Annotated in this window: 31 protein-coding genes; 22 read left to right on the forward strand and 9 right to left on the reverse strand. The window is 41.3% G+C overall.

Translation table 11 applies throughout. The features are described 5' to 3' along the window. Positions 1 to 6 precede the first annotated feature (6 nt). The 21 genes from NIE32_RS05400 to NIE32_RS05500 all read left to right on the forward strand — a co-directional run bounded on the left by NIE32_RS05400 (position 7) and on the right by NIE32_RS05500 (position 20,441). The gene (locus NIE32_RS05400; protein WP_253053711.1) at positions 7 to 459 is read left to right on the forward strand and encodes a phage terminase small subunit P27 family; all 453 of its coding nucleotides are present in this window, start codon (positions 7 to 9) and stop codon (positions 457 to 459) included. Then, positions 459 to 2,189: a terminase large subunit gene (locus tag NIE32_RS05405; RefSeq protein ID WP_253053953.1), complete on the forward strand. Its 1,731-nt coding sequence runs from the start codon at positions 459 to 461 to the stop codon at positions 2,187 to 2,189. The genes NIE32_RS05400 and NIE32_RS05405 overlap by 1 nt, the downstream gene beginning before the upstream one ends. 41 nt (positions 2,190 to 2,230) lie before the next feature. Continuing rightward, on the forward strand, positions 2,231 to 3,655 hold the full coding sequence (locus NIE32_RS05410) for a phage portal protein (protein ID WP_290443468.1): 1,425 nt from the start codon (positions 2,231 to 2,233) through the stop codon (positions 3,653 to 3,655). Beyond that, positions 3,652 to 4,407: a hypothetical protein gene (locus tag NIE32_RS05415; RefSeq protein WP_253053713.1), complete on the forward strand. Its 756-nt coding sequence runs from the start codon at positions 3,652 to 3,654 to the stop codon at positions 4,405 to 4,407. The genes NIE32_RS05410 and NIE32_RS05415 overlap by 4 nt, the downstream gene beginning before the upstream one ends. Positions 4,408 to 4,422: 15 nt before the next feature. Continuing rightward, positions 4,423 to 5,634: a head maturation protease, ClpP-related gene (locus NIE32_RS05420; RefSeq protein WP_253053715.1), complete on the forward strand. Its 1,212-nt coding sequence runs from the start codon at positions 4,423 to 4,425 to the stop codon at positions 5,632 to 5,634. A 13-nt stretch (positions 5,635 to 5,647) separates the two neighbouring features. Further along, positions 5,648 to 6,835, forward strand: coding sequence for a phage major capsid protein (locus tag NIE32_RS05425; protein WP_253053717.1), 1,188 nt, complete (start codon positions 5,648 to 5,650; stop codon positions 6,833 to 6,835). A 14-nt stretch (positions 6,836 to 6,849) separates the two neighbouring features. After that, positions 6,850 to 7,131 carry a head-tail connector protein gene (locus NIE32_RS05430; protein WP_253053719.1) on the forward strand — a complete coding sequence of 94 codons (282 nt, stop codon included), beginning with the start codon at positions 6,850 to 6,852 and terminating at the stop codon, positions 7,129 to 7,131. Positions 7,132 to 7,135: 4 nt separating this feature from the next. Continuing rightward, on the forward strand, positions 7,136 to 7,474 hold the full coding sequence (locus NIE32_RS05435; RefSeq protein WP_253053721.1) for a phage head closure protein: 339 nt from the start codon (positions 7,136 to 7,138) through the stop codon (positions 7,472 to 7,474). Beyond that, positions 7,458 to 7,814 carry an HK97-gp10 family putative phage morphogenesis protein gene (locus tag NIE32_RS05440; protein WP_253053723.1) on the forward strand — a complete coding sequence of 119 codons (357 nt, stop codon included), beginning with the start codon at positions 7,458 to 7,460 and terminating at the stop codon, positions 7,812 to 7,814. Before NIE32_RS05435 ends, NIE32_RS05440 begins: the two co-directional genes overlap by 17 nt. Then, a complete protein-coding gene (locus tag NIE32_RS05445) occupies positions 7,811 to 8,167 on the forward strand; it encodes a hypothetical protein (RefSeq protein ID WP_253053725.1) in 357 nt (118 codons plus the stop codon). Before NIE32_RS05440 ends, NIE32_RS05445 begins: the two co-directional genes overlap by 4 nt. Positions 8,168 to 8,197: 30 nt before the next feature. Continuing rightward, positions 8,198 to 8,770: a major tail protein gene (locus NIE32_RS05450; RefSeq protein ID WP_253053727.1), complete on the forward strand. Its 573-nt coding sequence runs from the start codon at positions 8,198 to 8,200 to the stop codon at positions 8,768 to 8,770. A gap of 51 nt (positions 8,771 to 8,821) precedes the next feature. Continuing rightward, a complete protein-coding gene (gene gpG / locus NIE32_RS05455; RefSeq protein ID WP_253053729.1) occupies positions 8,822 to 9,124 on the forward strand; it encodes a phage tail assembly chaperone G in 303 nt (100 codons plus the stop codon). A gap of 160 nt (positions 9,125 to 9,284) precedes the next feature. Then, positions 9,285 to 12,764 (forward strand): phage tail tape measure protein, encoded by a 3,480-nt coding sequence (locus NIE32_RS05460; RefSeq protein WP_253053731.1) that lies wholly within the window; start codon positions 9,285 to 9,287, stop codon positions 12,762 to 12,764. A 5-nt stretch (positions 12,765 to 12,769) separates the two neighbouring features. Next, complete coding sequence (locus tag NIE32_RS05465; protein WP_253053732.1) at positions 12,770 to 13,594, forward strand: phage tail domain-containing protein; 825 nt, start codon at positions 12,770 to 12,772, stop codon at positions 13,592 to 13,594. Between the two features lie 11 nt (positions 13,595 to 13,605). Continuing rightward, positions 13,606 to 15,222: a phage tail protein gene (locus NIE32_RS05470; RefSeq protein ID WP_253053733.1), complete on the forward strand. Its 1,617-nt coding sequence runs from the start codon at positions 13,606 to 13,608 to the stop codon at positions 15,220 to 15,222. Beyond that, on the forward strand, positions 15,222 to 17,534 hold the full coding sequence (locus tag NIE32_RS05475) for an SGNH/GDSL hydrolase family protein (protein WP_253053734.1): 2,313 nt from the start codon (positions 15,222 to 15,224) through the stop codon (positions 17,532 to 17,534). The genes NIE32_RS05470 and NIE32_RS05475 overlap by 1 nt, the downstream gene beginning before the upstream one ends. Before the next feature lie 87 nt (positions 17,535 to 17,621). Beyond that, entirely contained in the window at positions 17,622 to 18,686 is a 1,065-nt protein-coding gene (locus tag NIE32_RS05480; RefSeq protein WP_253053735.1) for an SGNH/GDSL hydrolase family protein, read from the forward strand. A gap of 136 nt (positions 18,687 to 18,822) precedes the next feature. After that, positions 18,823 to 19,152: a hypothetical protein gene (locus NIE32_RS05485; protein WP_253053736.1), complete on the forward strand. Its 330-nt coding sequence runs from the start codon at positions 18,823 to 18,825 to the stop codon at positions 19,150 to 19,152. Between the two features lie 41 nt (positions 19,153 to 19,193). Beyond that, positions 19,194 to 19,457, forward strand: coding sequence for a DUF6275 family protein (locus NIE32_RS05490; RefSeq protein ID WP_253053737.1), 264 nt, complete (start codon positions 19,194 to 19,196; stop codon positions 19,455 to 19,457). Positions 19,458 to 19,470: 13 nt separating this feature from the next. Further along, the gene (locus NIE32_RS05495) at positions 19,471 to 20,163 is read left to right on the forward strand and encodes a M15 family metallopeptidase (protein WP_253053738.1); all 693 of its coding nucleotides are present in this window, start codon (positions 19,471 to 19,473) and stop codon (positions 20,161 to 20,163) included. Next, positions 20,163 to 20,441, forward strand: a complete 279-nt coding sequence (locus NIE32_RS05500) for a phage holin (protein WP_253053739.1) — start codon at positions 20,163 to 20,165, stop codon at positions 20,439 to 20,441. Before NIE32_RS05495 ends, NIE32_RS05500 begins: the two co-directional genes overlap by 1 nt. A gap of 101 nt (positions 20,442 to 20,542) precedes the next feature. Here the strand turns inward: NIE32_RS05500 and NIE32_RS05505 are convergent, their stop codons facing one another. The 7 genes from NIE32_RS05505 to NIE32_RS05535 form a co-directional block, all read right to left on the reverse strand. Then, positions 20,543 to 21,013, reverse strand: coding sequence for a helix-turn-helix domain-containing protein (locus tag NIE32_RS05505; RefSeq protein WP_253053740.1), 471 nt, complete (start codon positions 21,011 to 21,013; stop codon positions 20,543 to 20,545). Between the two features lie 42 nt (positions 21,014 to 21,055). Next, positions 21,056 to 21,448 carry a hypothetical protein gene (locus NIE32_RS05510; protein ID WP_253053742.1) on the reverse strand — a complete coding sequence of 131 codons (393 nt, stop codon included), beginning with the start codon at positions 21,446 to 21,448 and terminating at the stop codon, positions 21,056 to 21,058. Between the two features lie 310 nt (positions 21,449 to 21,758). Next, on the reverse strand, positions 21,759 to 22,373 hold the full coding sequence (locus tag NIE32_RS05515) for a hypothetical protein (RefSeq protein WP_253053743.1): 615 nt from the start codon (positions 22,371 to 22,373) through the stop codon (positions 21,759 to 21,761). 35 nt (positions 22,374 to 22,408) lie between these two features. Then, positions 22,409 to 22,696 carry a hypothetical protein gene (locus NIE32_RS05520; RefSeq protein WP_253053744.1) on the reverse strand — a complete coding sequence of 96 codons (288 nt, stop codon included), beginning with the start codon at positions 22,694 to 22,696 and terminating at the stop codon, positions 22,409 to 22,411. Further along, positions 22,693 to 23,289 carry a hypothetical protein gene (locus NIE32_RS05525; RefSeq protein WP_253053745.1) on the reverse strand — a complete coding sequence of 199 codons (597 nt, stop codon included), beginning with the start codon at positions 23,287 to 23,289 and terminating at the stop codon, positions 22,693 to 22,695. Before NIE32_RS05525 ends, NIE32_RS05520 begins: the two co-directional genes overlap by 4 nt. Next, the gene (locus NIE32_RS05530) at positions 23,282 to 24,412 is read right to left on the reverse strand and encodes an FtsK/SpoIIIE domain-containing protein (protein WP_253053746.1); all 1,131 of its coding nucleotides are present in this window, start codon (positions 24,410 to 24,412) and stop codon (positions 23,282 to 23,284) included. Before NIE32_RS05530 ends, NIE32_RS05525 begins: the two co-directional genes overlap by 8 nt. A gap of 94 nt (positions 24,413 to 24,506) precedes the next feature. Beyond that, positions 24,507 to 24,809 (reverse strand): hypothetical protein, encoded by a 303-nt coding sequence (locus NIE32_RS05535; RefSeq protein ID WP_253053747.1) that lies wholly within the window; start codon positions 24,807 to 24,809, stop codon positions 24,507 to 24,509. A 216-nt stretch (positions 24,810 to 25,025) separates the two neighbouring features. Between NIE32_RS05535 and NIE32_RS05540 the strand changes: the two genes are divergently transcribed. After that, positions 25,026 to 25,220 (forward strand): helix-turn-helix domain-containing protein, encoded by a 195-nt coding sequence (locus NIE32_RS05540; RefSeq protein WP_381450712.1) that lies wholly within the window; start codon positions 25,026 to 25,028, stop codon positions 25,218 to 25,220. Positions 25,221 to 25,334: 114 nt separating this feature from the next. Here NIE32_RS05540 and NIE32_RS05545 read toward each other — a convergent pair whose 3' ends face one another. Together NIE32_RS05545 and NIE32_RS05550 are read right to left on the reverse strand one after the other, a co-directional pair. Next, positions 25,335 to 25,547, reverse strand: a complete 213-nt coding sequence (locus tag NIE32_RS05545; protein ID WP_253053749.1) for a helix-turn-helix transcriptional regulator — start codon at positions 25,545 to 25,547, stop codon at positions 25,335 to 25,337. Positions 25,548 to 25,792: 245 nt separating this feature from the next. Further along, positions 25,793 to 25,966 (reverse strand): hypothetical protein, encoded by a 174-nt coding sequence (locus NIE32_RS05550; protein ID WP_253053750.1) that lies wholly within the window; start codon positions 25,964 to 25,966, stop codon positions 25,793 to 25,795. Positions 25,967 to 26,145 lie beyond the last annotated feature (179 nt).

Below are 26,145 nucleotides of genomic sequence, written 5' to 3' on the forward strand. Positions count from 1 at the left end.
ATCCGGATGCCAGGACGCCAAAAACAACCAACAGATTTGCTCTTGGTCAAAGGCAAAAAGCATTTGACGAAGGCTGAGATTGAAAAACGAAAATCAGAAGAAGTTAAGGCGCCATCGGATAAGATCCGGGCGCCTTCTTACTTGACCAATGACTTAAAAAAAGAATTTCGTAAGCTTGCAAAAGAGCTTGTTGAAATAAATATAATGAGTAACTTGGATGTTGATGCACTGGCACGCTTTGTTATGTCTCGCAAATTGTACAACGACCTCATGACTAAGCTTTTGAATAAGCCTGACTTGATGCTTGATAAAGATTTTGCGTCTGCACAGGATAAGCTGTTTAAACAATGTCGTGCTTCCGCTACCGATCTTGGCTTAACCATCACATCGCGCTGCAAACTCGTTGTACCGAAAAAAGAGGAAGACAAACCTAAAAGCAAATGGGATAAATTTGCATGATCGATCGAGTTACCCAGTATGCACAAGACGTGGTGGATGGTAAATATACAAAAGGCAGGCTTGAAATTCTTGCATGCAAGCGGCATTTGAATGATTTAAAACGACAAGATACAGACGAATTTCCGTATCACTGGGACGCGGACCAAGCGAGCCGAATGATTGATTTTTCTGAGACACTGACGCTTGCCGAAGGTGAAGAACCGCAACCGATGAAGCTTTATGCCTTTCAGGATTTTGTATTTGGTTCCTGGAACGGCTGGCTGAGGTCAGGAACGCCATACCGGCGTTTTCGAACAAGTTATATGCAGGTGGCAAGGCAAAATGGTAAATCAGTTGGTAATGCGGTTCCGTCAATGTACTATGGAAATTTTGCTGGCTATCAGTATCCACAGATTTACGTGGTAGCAACCAAGGAGCAGCAAGCAAAGATTGTTTTAAAAGAGTGCTATAAATTTATCAATGCTGATCGTGATTTGTCCGGGACGAAAACGAAGCCCGGACTGTTTACGATAAAAGATTACAAGTCGGAAATAGAATGCAATCTAACGAACGGAAACATCAAGGCACTCGGTCGTGATACCGAAAGCATTGACGGTTTCCGTCCATTTTTTGGTTCTGTTGATGAGTACCATAAACACAAGACGAACCAAATGTATAAGCTGCTTTCTGACGGTACGAAAAAGCTGAAGCAATCGCTGATTTCGGTCATTACAACAGCCGGATTTGACATCAATTCACCCTGCAAAGAACTTTACGACTACTGTGTGAAGGTGCTTGAAGGGCGGATCCCAGACGAAACGCAATTTGTTTTTATCGCTCAGTTGGATCCGGATGACGATATCTGGGATGAAAAGAACTGGCCTAAAGCTAACCCACTTTGGACAGACGAAACACTGGAAAACTTACGGAATGATGCAGTCAAAGCAAAGGAAATGCAAGGCACAGAACTTCGTAATTTTTTGACGAAGGACCTCAACATGTGGGTTCAAATGGCGGATGAAGACTACATCAATGCTGAAAATTGGAAAGCGTGTGCATCAGATCTGACGCTAGAGGATTTTCGTGGCCAAGAATGCGTCGTTGGTTTGGACTTATCGAGTGGTGGCGACTTAACATCACTTGCACTTGAATTTCAGATACCTGGCGGATATATGCCGAAAGTATTTTTACATCAGCATTCATTTATCCCTAAAATGCGTTTGAATGAGCATATTTTGACTGATAAAGCACCGTATGATATTTGGCATAGGCAAGGATTAATTACAGCCACTGAGACGCTTGCGGGCGTTAAAACGGATTACAAGTATATTATCCAATATCTTAAAGAACTGCGAGATCAATACAACTTAAAATTTAAAGCAATCGCCTACGACCCACACAATGCAGATACATTCTTGGCTGACCTCGAAGAGTTTGGATGTGATTGCATCGAAATTGTACAGAGCGCTAAAAGCTTGAACACTCCAACGGAAGATTTCAAGCTATCAGTTGATGCAAAAAGCGTGCTCTACAACAAAGATGATGGGCTTTTGACATGGTGTGCGTTAAACGCAAAGCTAACATACAACAGCTTCAAAGAAATGAAGATCGATAAAGAGCACCGGACGGAGCGTATTGACCCAATCGATGCTGCTATTGATGCACATAAAATTGTGTTAATGAACAGGGAAAATGAAATTGATATCAATGAATCTGCAGACGACTATCTGAAGATGATGGGATGGGATTAGATGGTTAGCCATAAATTATGCCCGGTGGAGGTGATCCAGATTTGAATATATTTCAACGATTTTTTAGCAGCGTACGATCACGGGTACGGCGTACCATTGTCAATCTCATCTCACCTACTGGAACGGTTGGACTACAAGACGAAGAATTGCTTGAATGGCTAGGCATCTCACAAACATCAAAAAGTGTTTTGGGCGAAACAACTTATTTCACCTGTTTGAAAATGTTGTCTGAAACACTCGGGAAAATGCCGTTAAAGTATTACCAGGACACCGAAAATGGCATTGAAAAAGCGGCATCAAACCGAGTTCATCAGCTTCTAAGTCGCCGACCTAATCCATACATGACACCATCAACGTTTTGGGCAGCGGTTGAGCAAAACCGAAACCATTTTGGCAATGCTTACGTGTGGATCAGGAGAAAATTGACGCTTTATCAGTTCGGCGGCAATTACGAAGTGCAAGATTTTTGGATTATGCCTAGTGATTCGGTGACCATTTATTACGATGATGCAGGATTATTTGGCGAACCTGATGCACTTTGGTATCAATATTCGGACAAGTATACTGGAAAACGATACTTTTTCCGTAGCCGTGATGTGTTGCATTTTAAAACATCATACAGTTTTGACGGTGTTTCCGGTGCGGCTGTTAAAGATATTTTGAAAGCTACGGTAGAGGGCGGACTTGAGAGTCAAAACTTTATGAACAACCTTTATAAGAGTGGTCTTACAGCAAAAGCAGTACTTGAATATACCGGTGACCTTGACAAGAGTAAGCAGGCAAAGCTTAAAGCTGGCATGGAAGAATTTGCAAACGGATCTGCTAACGCTGGCAAGATTATACCGGTACCACTCGGAATGAAATTGACGCCACTCAATATTAAACTCACGGATAGCCAATTCTTTGAATTGAAAAAATTTGGAGCACTGCAAATTGCGGCGGCGTTCGGCATTAAGCCAAATCAGATCAATGACTATGAAAAGTCGTCTTACTCAAACTCGGAAATGCAGCAGCTTAGTTTTTATGTAGATACCGAACTGTACATCCTGAAACAGTACGAAGAAGAATTAAATTTTAAACTCTTAACCGATCAAGAAATGACGGCCGGCTATTTCTTAAAGTTTAACGAGAAAGTCATCCTTCGTACAGATAGCAAGTCGCAAATGGAATCCTTAACAAAGGCTGTTGACTCAGGGATTTACAGCAGAAATGAAGCGCGTGAGTTGCTGAATCTGCCACGTAAAGATGGCGGGGATGTCTTGGCCGCAAATGGAAACTTAATCCCTGTAGTAATGGCAGGGGAACAGTATAAAAAGGCTGACAACGAGGATAAAGCAGTGCTGACTGTTAATGAACGACGTGCTGCCATTGGATTGCCACCGATTGAAGGCGGAGACGCTATTTACATGCCGGCTAGTGAAATTCCAAGTATTGATGTGAATGATTCGGGCGGTGATGGCATGTGAAACCCTTATTTGGCAGTATTAGTCAGACGATTGGAAAGACAATCGCTCGTAACTCACCAAAGTATAGCAAAATTGTTGAGCCATTCGGAGATAAAGGCACGTTTGCATTATTCGTGGAGAAAAAGCCAGCAAATTCACATGTTGTTAACGTGGTTGATCCGGTCCTTTTCAATGCTTTTTTGTTCGCACAAAGCTATTCTGGTAGTGACTTTTCAGCACTTAAAAAAATGGATTGGGTCGGATCGCAAGAAGCTTTTGACGCTGCTATGAGCATTTCGGACACAGAAACAGGTGTTCAAGGCTTTTACCGGTTCATTTATCTGAAAAAATTTGGCATGAAGATGCTTGGAGCAGACCAACCAACTTTCGACATTTTTAGTACTGGTGTGGATGTTAAAAATTCACTGTTTTCTTTGCCCATGATGAAGGCATTACTTAAAAAGGTGACCTTTACTAACGATGATCCGCTGAGCATGATTCCGTCAGATGGCTTTATGATCCTTGTTCCACCACCTGATCAGATTGATACAGTCAAATCACGATTAAAGGGCCTATCCGGCTCTTTTTTCTTTGCAGGAAAAGCTGCTGATGGTGATGCAGTTATTTCTGATGCTGAAGCACTTCCGGACTTGAATGTACATGCTCAGAAAGTGGCATCGATCATGATGAACACGTATTCATTTATCACGAATTATGACTCACGGCTAGAACCTATTGATCCGGAAGTGCTTAAGTCTGGGATGAACATGTGAGGGAGGTGATTACGGATGAAAATAAACGTTATCTGGGGTGCTCCGGAAAGTGGAAAAACGACTTACGTCAATGAGCATAAAGCGGAAAATAATTTAATATTCGATTTTGATTTGCTCATGCGTGACTTATCCGGACTTTCGCTTTATGAACGTAACGAGTACATCATCTCGTATATTACCGACTTTCGTCAAACCATCGTCAATCGCATGGATCGAGAACGCAACATTGACAGTGCTTGGATGATTATCTCTTATCCAGCTGATCCGCTCAAAATGCAGCTTGAAGATTTAGGCGCAGAATTTATTCTGATGAAAGCGACTAGGCAAGAGTGCTTGGATCGCCTCGCACTCGATGAAGCTCGCAAGGACAAAAGTGAATGGGCACAGGTTATCAATGACTGGTTTGATCGTTATGAAGATGAGTACGGTAACGATCAAAATAGTGAAAATTTCACCGAAAGGAGGGTTGTAAATATGTCAAAACGATTTTGGAACTTCGTTAAGAACGAAGATACAGGTAGCGCAGAGTTACGCATTGATGGCGACATTATTTCAGACGATGATGCTTGGTTGTATGAATGGTTTGACATTAAGGCTACAGCGCCAAATGCGTTTCGAGAAGCATTGAAAGACTATGATGGACAACCGATTGATGTCTGGATTGATAGTTACGGTGGCGATGTCTTTGCAGCAGCTGGAATCTACAATGCGCTTAAGGCTCATAACGGAAAAGTAACAACGAAAATCGATGGAAAAGCGATGTCTGCTGCATCTGTCATTGCAATGGCTGGAGACGAGGTGCTTATGTCGCCACTTGCAGTGATGATGATCCATAATCCACTTAGCGCCGCTCAAGGGTACGCGAGCGACCTGAGAAAACAGGCGGAGGTGCTTGACACTGTTAAAGAGACGATTATTAATGCCTATCAAGCCAAGACACATAAATCTCGTTCGAAGTTATCCGCCTTAATGGATGACGAAACGTACATGGATAGCAAGTTGGCTATTAAAAATGGTTTTGCTGATGGCGAACTTAATCAGGACAAGCAGCCTGCAGCTGTCAATATGGCTTTTAATCGTTACGCAATTGTTAACAGTGCTAAGTTATCGATGCGCCGGCTGGTTGATTTTGAAAAAATGCGCGATGTGCAAAATGCAGCCGATCATCAGCAGCAAGACCGCGAGCAGGAAAAACAAGCTTTGCTCGATGAATTAGACCTAATTTAAGGAGATGGACAATTTGAACAAGAAATTGCTTGAAATGCTGAATGCAATTAATGCAAAAAAACAAGAAGTGAAAGATTTAATTGCTGCGGATAAACTCGATGAAGCAAAGGCAGCAAAAAATGAACTGGTTAACCTGCAGAACAAGTTTGATTTGGCCAAAGATCTTTATGATGAAGAAGAAAAGACCGCTACTAATAATGCGCAGCCGGCTACACCAGTTGTTGAAGACAAAGCGAAACAGCATGAAGCGTTCGTTAATATCATCAAAGCTGGTCTTTCTAAACAAGCAGTAAACGAAGAAGATTTGAAAATCTACAACGCAATGACTGAAGCTGATCCTGTCGCAGGGATATCTGAAGGTGGAGTTACAGTACCTCAAGATATTCGTACACAGATTATGGAGATGAGACGAAATCTTGATGCCCTTGAACCGCTTGTACATGTGGAACCAGTAACAACGCTAACCGGTTCGCGCGTGATCGAAGTTACTGCCGATCAAGTACCGTTTGACAATGTCGATGAAGCAGCTCAATTTCCAGATGTTGCAACACCAGAGTTTACAACCATTGAATATAAAGTAGCAAAAAAAGGCGGAATCTTGAAATCATCTCGTGAATTATTACAAGATACTGCAGAAAATATTCTCGCGTATCTAGGAAACTGGATTCAGAAAAAAGCTCGTGTTACACGAAACTTTATGATTCTGTCCCAATTAAACACAATCACTGCTGGAAAAGAAGTCACAATTGCTGATTTTGATGACTTCAAAGATGTATTCAACGTCATCCTCGACCCAGCGATTGCTATCTCGTCTGTTGTTTTGACAAACCAGGACGGTTTCAACTGGATGGACAAGCAGAAAGACAGTGAAGGTAATTACATTCTGCAGAAAGATCCGACACAAGCGACACGCAAGCTGCTTTTCGGTATATATCCAGTACATGTTGTATCTAACAAAGTGCTTCCTTCTGTCGCTGTTGGTGATCCGGTTACTAGCCATACTGTACCGGTCTACATGGGCGATTTTAAAGAAGCGATCACGATTTTTGACCGCGAAACCTTGTCAATCGAAATTTCAACAGAAGCTGGAGACCTGTGGGGTAAAGACCAGACAGGCATTAAGGTCCGTGAACGTCTTGATATTAAAACTGTTGACGGTGAAGCAGCTGTTAAAGGTCAGATCAGCATTCCAGTAGCATAAGGAGTTGACGCCTTATGGCAATCTTAACACCTGATGAAGCGCGGGAATATCTTCGGGCAACGCCTGATGAACTCGGTGATAATGAAGCAAACAGCTATATATCGGCAGCTGAAACCTATCTGATTGGTGCTGGTTGTACGCTTAATCCTGACGATGAACTCGCAAAGATTGCCGCAAAAATGCTGATTGTTGATCATTATGAAAATCGAGATCCAGAGAGCAGATCTACTGGAAAACTTGATGCTGGTTTGAAAGGTATTATCACGCAGCTACAGCTGACTGATCCGGTGGTGTAAGCCGATGAATCCAGGTAAATTCAATCGAAAGATTACTTTTCAATCGATGCAACCAGTTTATGATGCAGACGGCTTTCAGACGGGGACCGATTGGACAGATGTAAAGACCGTTTATGCTTGGCCAAAGACGTTGAGTGGTCGTGAATTCGTAGCGGCAAATAGCGATCAGAATAGTCGATCAGAACGTTGGCGAATTCGCTATACAACTGGATTATCTGAGGATATGCGCATCCGCTACGGGACGCGTTTTTTTAATATCACAGCGATCCTGCAAGATGACGAGTTACGTCAAACGCTAACTTGTGTTTGCGAGGAGGTGATCCCGGATGCCTCTGAAATTTGAGGGAATGGACGATCTTTTATCTAAACTGAGTCAATTGGAGCATCCGGAATTTGCTAAAGAACGAGCGCTTGACGTTGGGGCGGAACATATGCGGCAGAAAATAGCCGAAAGTGTGCCACGCGGATCCGGAAGTGATCATGCCGCGGATCACATTATTGTTAAAAAAGAAAATGGTACCCGCGAGATTGGCCCCGATCACGGTTATTGGTATTTGAAGTTTCCTGAGTTTGGGACGTCGACACAACCAGCGCAAGGATTTATGGCTAAGACGTTTCATGCGGAAATTAAGACAACACAGAACAAGATGGCTGATTCCATCCGAAAGGACTTGGGATTATGAGCCGGAATAGTGAAGTATTAACAGCATTGGCGAGTATCGGTGTGCCGGTAAATTACCAGTTTTATAATGGTTCAGCGCTCACCTATGCCACGTTTTTGTTTATTGACGAGACAGAAGCATTGACGGCTGATGATGAGGAACAGCTGACCAACTATTATTTGCAGGTTGATCTTTGGGCGAAGCCGAACAGCAGTGGAAATTATACGAATACGTTGCCAATTGAAGCGGCAGTTAAAGCAGCATTGAATGGTATCTACTATGCTCGGACCGGGGCTTATGATCTGCCCGAGATGGATACAAAGATCATGCACAGAGCAATACGATTTAAAAAAACTGACGTGCCTAATTTGTAGGTGCGTTTTAATTTTTAGGAGGACAGTACAATGGCACAAATTGGTTTAAAAGATCTGTATTATTGCAAACTTCTCACTGATGATACTACAGGCGTCACTTATGATACGACACCAAAAAAAATTGCCGGTCTAATTAATGCAAATATCAATCCAACTTATAATGATGGTACTTTATTTGCAGATGACGGACCAGCAGAAACTGCATCAAGTCTTGGCGGTATCGCAGTGACAATCGGTACAAAAGATATTTCTACGGAAGACGAAGCAGCACTGCTCGGGAAAACTGTAGATACAAATGGGGTGATTGTGGATAGTACAGATGATAATCCTCCATATGTGGCGATTGGATTTCGGTCGCTTAAATCCGACAATACGTACCTTTATGTTTGGCTGCTTAAAGGAAAATTCCAGCCATACCAAGAGCAATTCCAAACGAAAGATAACAATATCAATTTTCAAACGCCGTCGATTACGGGAAATTTTGTTGCACGAAATAATGATGGTAAATGGCGTTTCAAGGCGCAGAGTGGCGACGAAGGAATTGCTGCCAATTTGATTTCAAGCTGGTTTACCAAAGTGTATGACGGAACTACTCCAGCTTAATTTATGGACTCTTCGGAGTCCTTTTTTATTTTGAATATGAGGTGATTTACATTGGAAGTCACATTAACTATAGATGGCAAAGAAAAGAAATTTTCATCGGGTAAAGTTTATTTGGCAGCATTGATTAATCTTACTGAAATGCAGACAAGAATTGACTTCAAAACACTTGATAAGAAAGAAGACATTCAGGAATTTGCTCAATTTATAGCTGATGATATTTTTCATGGGCAGTTTACTTCAGAAGAATTAATAAACGGTATCGATATGATCGAGTGGAATAAAAAATATCTTGAATTTTTTGATGTTGTTATGGGTATTCTCCCATCCGCAGAAACAGAAGAAGAAAAAAACTAACGCCGCGCGATAAGTTTGAGAATATAAAAAAACTTTATCGCGCGTTGCAAAAAAATGGCATGACGGACAAAGAGATCAACGAGATCGATGCCCGGATGTTTTTTATTATGAACAAGCCTGAACGTGTGTACATCGATCAATTGCTGTAGGAGGTGAGAGTATGGCAGACCAAGAAATAGGTGCACTTAAAATCAGTCTCAGTCTTCAAGAGGCTGATTTTTCTAAGTCCATGGGTGAAATCACTCGGAAAATACGCGGTGTCAACAGCGAATTTAAAGTCGCAGCTGCAGGTGTTGATGGTTTTGACAAAACGCTGGCAGGGATGCAGGCCAACTCTCGCCGCCTAACTAGCATATTAGAACTGCAAAGATCACGTGTAGCATCGTTAAAGTCTGAATATGATCGAGCATCAAATTCTGCGGAAATTAATCAAAAAGAAGTCGATAATCTATCCAAACGCTATAACAACAGCGTAGCGGCAATGAAAAATACAGAAGCTCAACTTGGTCGGGTAAATAAACAGATTGCTGAACAATCCACATTTTGGGGACGTGCGGCCGCAAATGCGGACAGGTTTCGTGATGTTGGTGATCGTGTTTCTGCAACTGGATCGACAATGATGCGTACGTTTGGTGTTGCTACGACTGCCATCGGTGGAGGTCTCGGTCTTGCTGCTAAGTCAGCTATGGACTTTGAATCGCAGATGTCCGGAGTAAAGTCAGTAATGGCACCTGATGAAGTCCGCAGGTATAGTAAAGAGCTTGAAAATCTAGCCATTGTACAAGGATCAAAAACGGCGTACAGTGCAACACAGGCAGCACAAGCCGAAGAAGAATTAGTTAAAGCTGGGGTGTCTGTTAAGGACATAATCCATGGCGGACTTTCAGGCGCACTTAACCTTGCTACTGCTGGTTCTCTTAATCTAAAAGATGCCGCTGAAATTGCATCAACTGCGCTTAATGCTTTCAAGAATGACAATCTTTCAGTTTCTCAAGCTGCAGATATTTTAGCCGGTGCGGCTAATGCCTCCGCTACGGATGTTGGAGAGCTTAAATTTGGCTTATCTGCTGTTTCTACGGTCGCCGCTGGCGTTGGTTGGAGTTTTAAAGACACAAGCACTGCACTTGCTGAATTCGCTCAGAACGGGCTTAAGGGACAGGATGCAGGGACATCGCTCAAGACAATGCTCTTAAACTTGCAACCGCAAACGACTAAGGCAGCAGGTGCGATGAAAGACCTGGGCCTCATCACCAAAGACGGTAACAATTTATTTATTGATGCACATGGGCGATTCAAAAATCTTGCCGATATTTCCGAAATTTTACGTACACACATGGATAACTTAACGGAAGCCCAACAACAACAGGCTTTAAAAACCATGTTTGGTACGGATGCCGTTCGTGCGTCCAACATCTTAATGCGCGAAGGCGCTAAGGGTGCAACCGATATGGCGACCGCGATTAGTAAAATATCGGCAGCAGACGTAGCCAAGCAGAAGCTCGATAATATGAAAGGCACCTTAGAGCAATTACGCGGCTCTTTAGAAACAGCGGGCATTACAGTCGGTAATGCGCTATTACCATCGCTAAGGAGCCTGACAAAGGACGTCCAGGGCGTTGTTGACTGGTTTAATAAGCTTGATCCTGCTACCCAGCAATGGATTGCTAAAGCGGCTCTCGGAACGACTGCAACGTTAGGTGTTGGCACTGCTATGGGTGCGATGACCATGGCGATTGGCGGAGGAATTAAGCAGTTTGGAAGCCTTGCTATTGGAATTAATGCGGTCAATACAGCTTTCCGGGAAGTTAAAGCTGCACGTGCTGCTGAATCGGTAGCTGATATTGGTGCAGGGGCATCAGGAGCGGCTGGTAAAGTTGGCACGCTGACTAAAGGTGCTGGATTACTAACAGGAGCGATTGGCGCCCTAACGAGCCCTGTTGGCCTTGTTACGCTTGGTATTGGTGCCGCTGGCCTTGCGGCTTATGGTTTATATCATCACTTTACCAAAATACAGGACACGTCGACTGCGGCGGCCGATGCAATTGGTAAGCAACGCGCAGAACTCACACCGCTAATCAACCGATATGATGAACTAACCGGAAAATCTAAGCTAACATCGAATGAATTTGGAAGATTTGTCGATATTCAGTCACAGCTTAAAAAAACGTCTAGTGCAAATGAAATTAAGAAACTCAAAGATGAAGCCGATCAGCTGCAAAATAAGTCGGGACTATCCAATAAGCAACTGTCTGAAATGGTTGATTTAAACGGTAAGCTTGTCAAATCTGTACCAGGTGCAACGGATAAAATTACGGATCAAGGAAATCGTATTGCCGAAAATACAAAGAAAGCAAAAGCATATAATTCGCAACTACTAGAACAACAGTTACGTGAACTAGAGATTAAGAAGAATGCTGCTGAAGGCAATGAAGCGAAATACAAAAAAGAGATTGCTAATTTACAAAGTAATCTTAACGTTGGCTTAGCGCATGAAAACGACTTATCAAAGATCGCAAATTACTTAAATGAGCACGGTGTTGAAGCAACAAAAGAACATTTTCGCTATCGCCGTGACATCAATCAATTGCTTTCGAATAACGGAGCATCTCTAAAATCGCAGTTGTCGACAATGATGTCCCAGAATGACGAAGCTAAAAAAAAGATCGGCTATGATAAGGAACAACTTGATCGTTCAAATCAACTTAAAGCAAATATCGCTAATGTTTATCTGAAGTCTGTGGGTATCACTGAGCAGGGGCATGCCGGAATAAGTGCACTTGCTCAGCAAGTAGAAAAATTGAAACAACAAGGTGACCAACTAGCTAAAAACCATGCATCCGGAAAGTTATCAACTGCCCAATATAATCAAGGTCGAGAAGCAATCCAAGGCCAGATTGATAAGCTTACAGGTGTTGGCCACAAGATTTCTAATGCTACTGACGGAGCATACAGCCTGAATAAGGAATTGAGAAAGGACATCAATAAGGATGTTAATTCTCATACACACACAGATGGAACCTATAAAAGCCTTGATAATGCAGTTAGTAAAAGTGTGAACGTAAAGGTTAACAAACCAAAAGATTATTACAATCTAACTGACGACATTACAAAAAATCTTTATGTTAAGGTCCACGCATCTAAGTTGCAGGAATATGTAAATAGTCATGCTACTGGTGCCAGAAACATACCGCATGATGAGGTCGCACTCGTGGGTGAAGCTGGCCGTGAATTTGTCCATGATAAGAAATTTGGTACGTACCTGGTCAATGAACCGACGATCGTTCCGTTGTCTGCTGGTTCTTCTGTGCTTAAAAACGCGGACACCGAACGATTAGGTAAAGCACTCGGGTTGAGAGGTTTTGCTGTCGGTGTTGGTGACGCGTTCGATAGTTTGATGAATCGGTACGTGCCGGACGTGAGTCAGACGGCGGCTGCCCCGCAGGTAACTGTGAACAATGATAACTCGGCGTTGCTTATGGCCATGAAACAGCAACTTGCTATGGCGCAACAAACGGTCGATTTATTAGCCAAGATTTTGATGAAGGATCCTAATATTAATTTAAATCCGAATGATTTTGACACTTTTATGAGTAAACGATTTGGAAAGATGTACAGCAATGCTATATACATGAGTAGGTGAGCGTTATGGAAACTCTGACAATCGAACGATTAGACGGAACCAAAGAAGATATCCAGGATATTAATGGGGCAATGCTCTTAACTTGTGATGATCAGGGTCCTCAGCCTGTGATTAATTACAGTCAGATGGCTGGGGTTGATGGCAAGCAGGATAATGGGACAACCTTTGATTCACGCCCCATCACTGCGACGTTTTCCTTAGCCGGTATTGATAAGTACTCTTATACGCTGGCTACTCGTGCTATATGGTCAAAATTATTCAGCCGTGAGCCTTATTATATCAGCTGGTCTCGAATGCCGGGCATGCGTTATCTCGTCCATTGCCAACCGTTTCAATATTCTCGTTTAAATGCATGGACAGCATCGTACACGGTCCAGTTCGATGCATTCAAGGGCTATCCTGAATCAGTTGGCCGAACTGATCTTGACCCGATTAACATGCTGTCTGATAAATATCAGATGATTGGCCAAGGCTTTGACATGTCTGAAGACCCGATCTACCATCACACAGAAAGTAGTTTTCGAATTTTTAACGCTGGCAGTGAAACGATTAATCCACGCCAGCACTTTCTTTTAATCTCGATCAAAGGTGTAGGCACCCCAACACTGACAAATCTTACAACTGGTGATGTTTTTCAGTACAATAGTGAACTATCTGCGGATGATGAATTGACGATCGAAGGAGTTTATCCAAAGCTTAACGGTGTTAATTGTGGGCGAGATACCAACCATGGATTGATTACAATCGCTCCTGGTTGGAATGATATGGAGCTGACCGGGTTAAGCAATCCAGAGTCAACCTTCGGATTTTATTTCTTGTACACGAAATGAGGTTAGATATTATGGATGATTTACTGATAAATGATGGGGTAAACGAAGAAATATTGATCGACTTTGATCCAGATAGTTTTAAAGAAGATTGGCAGAAAAACAGTGCCTGGTCAATTGGTTTCACCGTTCCTCGAACAGTACGGAATGCCATCACCTACGATATGATACAAGGCGATAAAATTATCATCTATGAAGGTCAGCAGTTTATTATTAAAAGTCTTAACCCAAATGCAACCGGCCCGGTAACTTACAAAGAAGTCACTGCACCGCATATTTATTTTACATGCCAAGATCATCGGCAGTATGACCAGCAGTCAAAAATTTGGTCGATTGATGAAGCGATGCACTGGGCGTTTGATAACAATGTGCTGGGGTTTGATTTTGAGATCATTGGTTCATTTCCGACCGTACAGATTGACAATTTTGGCGATAATGACGCACTATCTATGCTTAGCGATATCTTAAATAAGTTTGGTGCCATCCTAGAAGCAGATAATAAGCATCTTATTCTGTATTCGGCTGCTGAATGGGGGTCCATATCAGAAAAAGTGATCCGGTATCAGCACAACACAGACGGCGTTCAGTGTACGGTCGACACGAGTAATCTTAAGACAGTGATTAGGGGCTACGGGAAGCAAAATGATGATGGCTCATATGTATTTGATCCGGTTACTTACACAAGCCCGAACATAACAAAATACGGAGAACGACATGCTGCGCCGATCAGAGATGATCGGTTTTTATATGCCGATTCGATGCTTACTTATTTGCAAACGCAGCTACAAGATGAGCCCGTTGTCAGCTTGTCTGCGCCGTTAAAGACAAAAGAGGATATCAGCCGCGGAGAGCACCGCTTACTAATTTACGAGCCGCTAAATCTTGATACAGATGTCCAGATTATCGCTTATTCGAAGTATCCGCGCTCAAATAAGCCACCTGAAGTCACTTTTAGTAACTCAACGAAAAACATGGTTGATGTTATGTCGAGTTTTGCTAACGTTGGAACGACAGTAGGTAAGGTGATTGACGACAACGGTCAGGTAAGAACTGAAGCACTAGGAACGACTGTTGCAGACGCGGTACAGAAGATTAATAGTGTAGTGACAAGTGATGATCTGCTTGACTTAACGAAATCGACTGGAAAAATACAAGAATCACAGGCGCGTATTGGACCCGGTACCACGTTTGCGGCTGGGTATGATCCTATACAGCAAGACGGCATACCACTTGCCACGGATGCCATTGACGGCTTATTGAGCAAAGAGTATCACCAAATTGTTGCTTCACTTCCTGAGGTCGGCATTGTCGGGCCAGGTGGACAAGTTACTTATAAGGTTCTTGTTTCAGATGTCGTATTCGGCGGTCTAATGTCGCCTGAAGATGTTAAAAAGGTACACTCATTACTTGCTAATGAGGATGGCAGTGTTGCTGAAGCCACAGAAACAGATGATGGGTTACTCGGTTTCATAGATAAGCAGAACCTAAATAAATTGTCACTTTGGTTTAGCGGAAGTGGCTTTAATCCGAAAGTCGAAGATCCTAAGAATTCAGGAACGTATGTGAATCTTTCGGACGTTTTATCTAATTTTGAAACAAGGATTGCAACACTCGAAGGAGGTACACCCTAATGAAATGGCCATATAGTTTTGACATGATCGAATCCATGAAAGCTTTTTATGATCGATTAAAACAGCTATTTGCTGATGTTGGCAGTGACATGCAGGAACAGAAGACACGTGTAGATAACCTCGTCAATGGCGTAGAGCAACCGTCTGAGGTTGTCGACATGCATCTTGGTAGAGATAGCCAAACCTATCCAGTTGCTAGGGATATGGTACTTGGCGAGATCGGGAAAACAGAAGCTGCACAGGCGGTAATTAATGCAGACACTGCTGCGCAGTTGGCGACTCAGAACGATTCTGTTGCTGCGCAGTTGGCGGATGAGGCGCAACAAAGACAAATTAAAGATGAAGATTTAGAAATTAAAAAGGCTCAAAAAAGCGATGTAGTTTCTCTACAGTCACAATTTAATACTTTGGTCGCAAATGCTGGAAATACTGATGGCAATGCAGAACTTTTAGGGATACGATCAGATTCGATTGGCAGTTCTTTTACAACATCTGGTGACAGGATAACAAATATAGAAAAAACCATGGTAACAGGTCTATCTAAATTTGAACCCGGTGATTGGGAGTCTGGCAATTTAGATGCAAATGGGAATAATGCATCATCAAATCAACGAATAAGAACAGCGAACTTTCACGGCTTTAGCGGGGAAACAATTCATCTTCATGTGAATGCTGGTTATGGATTAAGTATGTTCTATTTTGATGACGATAAAAATTATATTGGGAAATCTTCATATAATTCAGATATGGATGTTGTGATGAGTCACCCATATTATAAATTCGCTATTGGAGCAAATGGGGATCCAGTAATTAATGTGTCAGCCGCATTAAATATTGAGATGTATGTTAAAGTAAATCTTTATATAAATGATGGGGCAGTTACTACAGAAAAGTTAGGAAATAAGTCTGTAACTGATGATAAGATTAATCTATCAAATATAGCAGCATTTAAAAATTTGATTTACAATTATGCAACAAATATTGGTGCGCCCAAAACTGGAGGCTATCTTAATTCTGGATTATTAACAACTGAATTAAGTTCTAACGTTGAATATTTATTTCTTGTTGATTTATCCACAGCTTTTAACAAGATTGAGGGATACTCTAACCCAGGATTAACTATATTAATATATAGCGGTAATAACAATCTTGGCGTTCAGGCAGTTGTTTCTCCAATAAATGTCAACGAGAGAAGATTTATACTGTTCAGTAGATCGTTTTCAGATTATGAATTGTCTGGGGACATTAGATTGTATATAACTGTAACTAATAAAACAGCCGATCAAGCACTAACGTATACGATAAATAGTCTTATGCTTATTCCTATGGATAATCCTAATTTAAGTACTGATACTTATGGAAAATTGCTTAAACTATGGAATGATGAAAAAGGTTTTTCGGAACTGTATTCTATAGTAATTAATACGGTTAAAGCTATTGAAAGTTCATCTGATGATAGTGATAAAAGTGAAGATTCATGGGGGGACAGCTTGACTCAAGGAGCGGGCGGAAATGGCATAAGATACCCAGATGTTTTACAGTCTTTGTTAGGCACTGACCACACAGTAACTAACTATGGTGTAGGAGGAGAACAGACGCAAACCATAGCATCCAGGCAAGGTGGCATGGTGATGTTAGTGAATAACATAACCATTCCAGCGGATACAAATCCTGTTCAGATTGGTGGGACAAATACTGGAATTTTAACCAATTACGGAACATATTCATTTCCATTGCGTCAAGGTAGTTCTGGTGTAAATCCTTGCTATATAAACGGGGTCAAAGGAACACTATCTATAAGCCAAACATCTATTTCATCTACTGATGTTATTTATTATTTCACAAGAGAAACCGCTGGTGATGCAGTCATTATTAATCGTCCAACAGCATTGATTACAGACTATCAAAAGAATAAAAAAAGGAGCATTCCTATTATTTGGATAGGTCAAAATGGCGGCTGGAATAACGATCCTCAAACTTTAGTTGATCAGTATGAAATGATGATTGATTATGCGGGCAATAAAAAATATCTAGTGATCGGACTAACATCAGGTTCTGCAGCAGATAGACAGTCTCTTGAGGCCTTAATGAATAAAAAATTTGGAAGGCATTATGTAAACTTGCGTGATTATATATCACAATATGGCATGGATGACGCAGGATTAATACCAACTAGTACTGATATGGATCAGATGTCCCAAGGAATTGTTCCTGACTCGCTGCGTGTAGATACAGTACATTTCAATGAACATGGATATCCAATTGTTGCTAATCAAATATATAAGCGTGGACAAGAATTAGGATATTGGTAACGGTATTTTTTCCAACTACACAAATTCATTATTAATAATATGATATAATTTTTTAGATTGTATATATCTAGTTAAGAAGGTGTGTTTGTGAAAAAAATATTCGTTATATTCGTTGCAATTTTATGTTTAAGTGTTATTTTAATTGGAAAACATCACTATGATTCTAATCTAGCTAATACAAATCATCGAGCTTTAGCTTATCAAGCTGAAGTTGACAAAAAAACAGGTGAAATTAATTCAATTAAAAAATCAATTTATAATGATATACCAGGTATTGTAGTTTGGGGAGACAGTTTAACCCAGGGTGCAGGAGGAAATGGTACTACCTATCCTGACGTACTACATCAATTGATCACAAAAAATATTTTTGATATTCCCGTTATTAATATGGGTGTAGGCGGAGAGAATACTCAAACAATTATGGCAAGGGCAGGTAGTCAAAATTTTGTGACCGATTCTTTCACTATTCCAGATGATACATCAAAAGTTAAAATTAATATAAAATCATCTAATGGAAATCAGGTTGCTCCACTGCGTCAAGGTGACGGAGGAATAAATCCAGTAACTATTGATGGTGTTAAAGGGACTATTAGCATTGAACAAGACTCGGTTTCTAGTAAAAATTTTGCTTACAATTTTCAACGATTGGGAACAGGGATAAGTAAAGAAGCTAGAGATGGAACAGTTGTAAAAATAGATTCACAATCTAAATTTGAAAACTATGTTCCCGTTGTTTTCATGGGACAAAACGGAGGATATGCTTCCCCAGATGACTTAATAAAGCAAATTCATTCAATTTTAAATTTGAGCAAATCAAATAAAAAGTACCTAGTTCTTGGCTTGACCTCAGGTAATGCGGTTAATAGATCTGAATTAGAAAAAGCTATGGAAAATGAATTTGGCAAAAAATATCTAAACCTTCGAGAATTTATCAGCAAAAACGGAATTAAATTAGCTGGTTTAAAACCTTCCTCAGCTGATAAGCAAGCGATGAGTGAGGGAGCCGTTCCACCAAGCTTATTATCTGACCAAGTCCATTTTAAATCATATGGATATGAAATAATTGGTAAAGCAGTGTACGAAAGAATGAACAAATTAGGATATTTTAATGGCATATTGAAGAGTGCTGAAAAGATAAATGCGTTGCAGTAGGACACTACTGCGCAACAACTTAAAAATTGATTAAGAGCCTATCATGGCTCTTTTTTCATACCCCATTAAAAGAGGTGAACCATCTTCAGACCTTTTCGAGGTCTATTTTTTATGCATAATTTTCGAGGTGATGAGGATGGAAGTGGGAGACGACAGGGTGTGGGCAATGCTTCTGCAGATAAGGCAGGAGCTTTCAGAATTAAAGGGTGAGTTAAAAGGTTTTAACGCATCAGTCGCAAAAATTGATGAAGCAGACGCACGATCACGTAAGGCGCTGGCAATCGCAATGGAAGGTCAGCACGATCTTCAGGAGGTTAAGGCTGATATTGAACAGCACAAGGAAAATCAAGCACGCCGAGAGGACAAGCTGCAAGCAGACCGAGTCAGCACACGCAGGTGGCTTGTCGGTGTACTGTTATCGGTTGTCGGGTTGATCGTAACTGTATTAATTAGCTTATTTCATTAAGGCACTCAATCGGGTGCCTATTTTAATTGGAGGGATTTACTATGTATGATTTCAATTTCGTTTCTAGAGCAAAGGAACTGGTTGCTGAGTACACAAATCACCACATTGATAAAACAGACTCAGTTTCAGTTAAACCAGAAGAAGTTTACATTGTTTGGTTTACTAAAACTCTACAGAACGCTAAGGTGCTTCTAAGTACGAACCTTCCTGACGGTATGTACTATGAGGTGACCTACAACGGTGACAAAGAAGAATATTATCTTGATGCTTACAAGAAATTTAGCAACGGTCGTTACAGCAAATAAGGAGGGGATTCACATGACATTATCAGTAGATTGGTTAATCAGTAAGGCAAATAGAAAACTAGACGATACAGGCATGTTGGCGGCGGTTGCCGACAAGACACGAGCCGTGATTAAAAAATTGGCGGCTGAAGGCATCTATATCTGCGTGGCACAAGGATATCGTTCAAAGGCTGACCAGGATACATTGTACGCACTTGGTCGTACCAAGTCAGGCAAGATTGTCACCAACGCACGTGGTGGTCAGAGTAATCACAACTTCGGTGTTGCCGTGGATCTATGCTTGTACTCGGCAGACGGCAGCTCCGTATCCTGGCAAACAGGCGGACTATTCAACAAGGTTGTCGCGGCCATGAAGGCAGAAGGTTTCAAGTGGGGCGGTGACTGGCGTTCATTTAAGGATAATCCACATTTTGAATTGTATGACGCAGCAGGTGGAGAGAAAGCACCGACTGCCGTCAAAAAGTCTGTTAAACCTACGAAACCGAAAACATCGAAAAAGGCGACAATATCCGTCGTTAAGTTCCCCGGTATTTTGAAACAGGGAAGCAAAGGTAAAGACGTTCAACGCGTGCAGAATGCGGTTGGCGTAAAAGCGGATGGCAAGTTTGGTCCTGCAACTAAAAAAGCGGTACAAGCCTACCAAAAGCGGCATGGGCTTGTTGCTGATGGCATTATCGGTGAAAAAACTTGGGGAGTGATGTTTTGATGGCAAAGATTAATTGGAAACTTAGATTACAAAACAAGGTAACAGTGATGGCAATTGCCACTGCAAGTATTGCTGTAGCATCAGCTGTGGTCAATCTAGGTAATGTGGCAGGATTATGGTCGATTAAGTTTGATAGTGCTCAGGTGACGAGTGTGACGCTTAATGCAATCACCGTAGTGTTTGGGGCACTCGGTTCACTCGGCATCGTCCATGACCCTACAACTGCAGGTGTGGGTGATAGTGAGCAAGCATTGACATACACAGAACCTAAGAAATGACATAATGATTTATTGCCTGGCATAGCCGGGCATCATGGTGTCGGATGGCGAAAGCCAAAGGATGCCTCCATACATAATAAAACCCCGGTCAACTGCCGGAGTTATTTTCCTTTTATTTTAATTAGGTCATTTTTGTCCATAATCCATGTCTTACCTATCTTTTTTGCAGGTATTTCTCCGGAAGCACATTTATTTTTTACTGTACCAGGAGATAGGTTTAGAATATCTGCTGCATAGTCAACACCTGCTAACATATCTAAATCAGTATTTTTTTTGTAATATCCATATAAAAATTTAGGATCGAGCGGATCGTTTGTATATTCGTCGTCATCAAGCGAACTGATAATTTCTTCTAGCATTTTAAACAAATAGCCTTGTGACGGTTTAAATTGTGGCGCGTATTGCATCACGTCCTTATGCAACTCCATCAATCCATCAACAGGGCGTTGAGCAAAACGGTCAAACTTTTCTTTGGTCAACAATTGTTGTTTGTGATTAAAAAGTTGATTGTAAAGTGTATCTAAGATGCTTAATGCCTGACCAAATTTTACTGCCCTAAGTTCCTTGTCCAATGTAATCCCTCCAATTATGCAGTATAGCCAATGTCGATTAGATCAAAACAGTTTAGCGATTACCTTTGCGTTTTTGATAACGACTTCGCCAACATCACCTGTTTCGTTCGTGCGTCCATAGTCTCCAGCGATAAAGTAGCAATGGTTTGTTGTAAAACTGCTGTAACTATAATTATCAATGTCACGGATAAACTCACAATCGGTATCCCATGCGCATGTGCCATCAAGTTCTTCCATTTCTTCATATTCGTCTGTTCCATATTCCGGAAAATCTCGCTCATCTTCACGATCTTCGTTGTGGCGGCTGTTTTCACAAATTTCACCGATCACACGATCCTTATCCTCGAAGCGTACACCGACAACATCGTAATCATAGTACAAATCATCAGCCAATTTTTTGATTGTTTCGGACATGTTAGTGAGTACAGTAGTCATTTTAATCGCTCCTTTATAATGCGTTATCGCATCTCATGTATATAATATACCATGTGCGACACCGCATGTAAAGGGTTTTATAAAAAAATATTTTATAAGATGGATCATTAAAAAGCGCATAAAAATACCCGTCCTGACCTAAGGACGGGTACTATGCCATTTAGCCGCTGACTAGGCAGCCTTCCCAACAACTTTATTATGCATAAAACTTTTAAATACCGCAAATTACCTTTTTGCTAAAAATAACGGTTAAAAGTAGTTAATTTGAATAGTTTTATACACTACGAATGGTTAAATGCTACGATTTTTTTTAATTCTGTAGTGTTTGAAGTTGGCTTGCCACGTCATTATCGTACTGGTTAAAATCTTCTGTATAGGACTGCAACGTACCTGAAGGATCAATTGATAAATTGTAAAATTTGCTTACTAAGTCGTATAGCTTTTTGGCATCATCATATTTTGCTTGATTGGCTAATGTTAACGAATCAGTCATAATGTCAAACTGTACTTTCATCGAATCGAAAGCCTCTTTGGCATCTTTATTTTTACCATTGGCTTCGAACACATCATACTGTGCTTGGATTGAGTCATTGAAATCAGTGTATCGTTTCCCCTTGATTGTCACGCTATCATCAAAAATTGTCTTCTGCCATACATCGTGGTATTTTCCGCCGATTTCTTCAGCATCTTGAGCCGTAGTCGTTGCAAAACCGACGAATAAATCGTATGCACCTGAAAAGTCTTTTTTCTTCTGCTTTTCTGCTTTGGCTGCTTTTGCTTGCACTGCAACCGCTTTTTCATGCGCAGCGGCTTTAGCGTTGCGCTCCTGCATCTGCTGTACTTGGTTGACGCTAAAAATGACGATGGCTACGAGTAGGATAGCACCGATAATGCTACCACCGATGATGGCTAATTTCTTGTTCATTAAATTTTCCCCTGTCTTTTTTCCTTAATTATACATTAATCGTCCTCATGTGCGGCATCAATTTTCCGGTCTATCTCCCTCGCTTCTGCCTCTAATAAACCGAATATCTCATGTTTATTCATTCCGCTCCTACGGGCATTGATATATGCAAGCACAAATGCTTTTTGGGCCAATAATTTATGCTTTAAAAATTCGCTCTCAAGTTCCGAAATCCCAAGCGTTACCTTTGCCTTACCTGAGAGGTTAATCATATTGTTATAATTTTTTCTACAATCGTTATTAAGTTCGGCCCAAAAAGAGATAATTTCTTCATAGCTTTTCATTTTTGAACAGCTCCTTTTAATAATTCTTCAACATTGCGTGTTTGCAGCACTCCTGCGCCTTCAATACGACGATCGCCGATGATCCAAATATTTGGGAATAGCTTCTTATCATGACGCTGCCAGTCGAGTTTTTCCCATTCACGGCTGTACTTATAGTTCTCGTATCTAGCCAACTTTTTTGTAATAATGCTGTTAATATAATTGGATTGCTGGACCTCGATAAAAAACGGTGCGCGTTTCCAAATGGCAAAGATATCGGGCTCAACTGTTCCTTTCGGTCCAAGCTTTGGTTCAACATCAAATCGCTCGAGCAATCCGTTTCGACGCAGATCCTTATACACTTTAAAGATACCTCGGAAATGTTCAATCTTTTGGCTATTGGTATTAATGTTAAATTCGGCTGGAAAGTAAAGGTACGGGCTATGCGTCCGATCGACTTTAATCAATCCTCGATCTGCAAGCCGGCGCAGAACTTCATTCGCTCGAGATATTTTTTTAACCAGGCCACTAAAATGAAGATCAATTAAATCGTCTCGAGACAGGCAGCGGAACCGTGCCAGGTCTTTGAGTATCCGGGTATCTCGCTCACGCATCGTCAGCACCCCCGAGTAGGTCAAAGAGTTGTTTCGGTTCTTGCTCGGGTACGATTTCAGACAAGCCGTCATCTACCCGAGTACGGATTGGATCAAGTAGCGTTCTTGCCCGGGCAACGTCCAAGTATGGAGACTGTACAGCCCGAGTATCCATAATCTTTAACAGACCTCTACCCGGGTGAGTGAGATCTTCCGCACCGGAATCACCGAGTACAATCCGACTATTAACTTTATCCGCTTGTTTGTAGGAGATCCGAACAGTCAAGTTGTTTTTTAGCTTGCCGTCTAATACCTGTGCATCTGGTCTCTGCATGGACAGGATTAGATAAACACCAAGTGCTCTTCCGATTGCACTAATATCCTCAATTGCAGCCATGATCTTTTTCTCTTTTTTGAGTAGAGCAACCTCGTCAATCGCAACGATGATATCTGGAAGATCCGTTTCTGCCGTACTAGTCAATCCTTTATCATCAAGCAGTTTGCCACGCTTTTCTAGTTCGGACATCACTTTATCAAGAGCGATGGATAACTGGCCAGCATCTGTACAGAGTGCATCAACTGGTTCGCAATTTCGGAAAACGTGAAACTCTGAACGCTTAAGATCACCAAGAATAAAACGCACAGATGGTCGGCAGATCATGAGTGTAGTAAGAACGGCCCGGAGCTCCGTAGACTTGCCATATCCTGTTTCACCAGCGATGAGTAGGTGTGGATGTTTTCGCATGTCATAAGCAATAAGTGAAGCAGTTTGGTCGTAGCCAGCAATGATTGGTATAGCCATATCGCCGATGGCCGTTTTAACATCATCCGGCTTATATTTGATCGCTGCTGGCATGCTGTGCCGATAAATGTGAACGGTGAACTTTTTTAAGTCACCGACAACTACCGTGTTGCGGCCAAACTCTTGTTTAAAAGCATAGTCGCACTTTTTTACCGATGACGGATCCATACCAGTCGGTAGAGTAAAGGTCAGGATGGTTTCGGACAATTTGCGCTGCACCGCATGAATCGTAGGGCGCACCTCATACGTATTGTTGCCGATCGTCCATTGTCGGCAGAGACCAGCAGCACGAAAACAATGCCGTAGTCTTTTATAGTACGGATCCCATTTTAAGAAGATCATCTGCCACACTCCTTACAATAAAACCCTTCATGTTCTGTTACCCTTCCGCAACGCCCACAAAAAGAAAAATAATTGAGATACATAAGTAGATAGATCATCGAAACAACCCCCATAATGGATTTTTTATAACAAGCCAGGCAAAGCCGACAAAGCCAAGCACCATTAAAGTGCCAATTACAAAAACGGCAACTTCATGTGCTCGATAGCTCCCACGTTCGGCAAGCTTTCGTTCCAGATGTGCAGCTAAAATTGCGCTACCTCCAACAATGACAATAACTCCAAGACCAAGTGCCATTTGAGGAGAAAGAGTGAGCAAACTTCCGGCTGTTACAGGAGCAATTCGGCATTTTTTTTGCTCATCAAAAATTTCGCGCCAGTCGACCACTTGTAAATACATTTTTTTTAAACACCTTTCATTACAAATTTTAAAAACCCTTTTGTATTAGGTAAGGACAAATTATAAACTCGGGTACGTCTACCCGAGTGATGCCCTGGGCAGCTGCTCTGGTAGATACTATGGTCAATTGGGCTTGTCCGTTGCCTGTCCTTTACTAAAAATAAATAAAGGACAAGCAGAAAATTTGAAGAAATGATAAGCAGAGGTGAAATGGACGTGAATAAAATTGCACGGATTATCGAAGAAAAAGGATTACGCAAAGGATTTATTGCAAACAAGTGCGGAATCTCGCCGGGTACATTATCGAAGATCATTAGTGGAGAAACAAAAGAGCCATCCTTAAGTGTAGCTATAAGACTGGCCAGAGCACTCGGAACGACTGTAGAGGATCTATGGGGAAATATGGATTAAATTACTAATAAATTGGTTACATTTACCATTTCAAAATTTACAGAAAAATCTTATACTGTATTCATAACTTGGTCAACAACCAAGTACCCCGCAGGGATGGCGGATAAAAACCGCCTAAAGCCGTTTATACTCAATCCACTCATATAAGTCCTCAACCTTACAATGCAGGATTCTGGAAGCCAGGACAGCGTTGTCTAAATTCATTTTTTGTCTGCCAGTAATCCAATGTGATACGGTCGATTCTGTGACTTCCATCTTTCGGGCAAATTCAGCTTGAGAAATATTGAGTTGATCTTTTAAACGACATCTCCCTTTACGGAGTGCCATATTTTTCCTCCTTAATTACATATCAACATTATAGCAAACAACAAACGAAAGTGGGGACACGGTATGACTGATGAGAGAAAAAATAAGTATTGCCGCTTTTGTGGAAATGAGGTACACATTTTCAAAACGTTTGATTATGACACAATGAGGGAAACAATCATCAGAGAGTGCGGTAACTGCAAAAAAATAACGGAGTGGCCAACAAAAAAAGAGACCCCACAATGGAGTCTCAATAGGGGTTTGCCTTAATCGGCAAGCTCCTTATTTTGTTGTTCAAGGTATTCGATCTCATGAACGACTGCCCAGTAAATCGCATCTACTGGTAAGTTGTGACGATGGTCTATTTCGTATTTTCTTAGAACACTCAGTTTGTGATTATTTGCTGTAATCAGCGTATCTGATGCGCTAAATTTAATCATTTTTTGTTCGCTCCTTTTTAACCTACATAAACACTAGAGTTTTTGCGAAAGTTAATTAAGTCATCAGGTGACACAAAAGTGACAAACCAAATAATTTAAGGCAAGTTTTATCAAGCTAAGTTAATCAATCAATAAAATTAAAAAGCATTAGACAAGCTGTTTAATTCTTAATTAACACA

It is taken from the genome of Sporolactobacillus kofuensis (assembly GCF_024125425.1).
Lineage (GTDB): Bacteria > Bacillota > Bacilli > Bacillales > Sporolactobacillaceae > Sporolactobacillus > Sporolactobacillus kofuensis.